Genomic DNA, 553 nt, shown 5'->3' on the forward strand with positions numbered 1-553 from the left:
GGGGCGCTGGTGCCGGCGTGGGTGGACGAGGTGCTGGGCGCGGGGTGAGGCGCGGTGCGGCCACGGGAGGCCCAGCCTTCGCAGGGGCGACGGTCGGCGCGACGTGGCGTCACGGCGTCATCCCGGCGGAGGCTGGGACCTTGGCGGGGCGCGGGTTACGCCGGCCACGGGGAAGCCCCTGCCTGCGCAGGGGCGACGGCCCTGCGGACGGCCGCGCGCTTACACGTCCAGGTTGGCGACGCTGAGCGCGTTCTCCTGGATGAACTCGCGGCGTGGCTCGACGACGTCGCCCATCAGGCGGGCGAAGATTTCGTCGGCGACGTCGGCCTGGTCGACCTCCACCTTGAGCATCGAGCGGTTGGAGGGATCGAGCGTGGTTTCCCACAATTGTTCGGCGTTCATCTCGCCCAGCCCCTTGTAGCGCTGGATCGACAGGCCCTTGCGGCCGGCGGCGAGGATCGCGTCCAGCAGCTGTGACGGGCGCGCGACGAGCGCCTCGCCCTTGGCGACCGCCAGACGCTGGCCGGGGACGCCCTCGCCCTCGCTCTCGCCC

The 553-nt window shown here is 73.2% G+C and carries 1 pseudogene; it reads right to left on the minus strand.

Going from position 1 to position 553, the window contains the following annotated elements:
* Positions 1-219 precede the first annotated feature (219 nt).
* A pseudogene (locus AX685_RS09400) lies at positions 220-553 on the minus strand (DNA gyrase subunit B); the annotation flags it as partial.

The sequence above is a fragment of the Sphingomonas sp. CCH9-F2 genome, assembly GCF_001556735.1.
GTDB classification, from domain to species: domain Bacteria; phylum Pseudomonadota; class Alphaproteobacteria; order Sphingomonadales; family Sphingomonadaceae; genus Sphingomonas; species Sphingomonas ginsenosidimutans.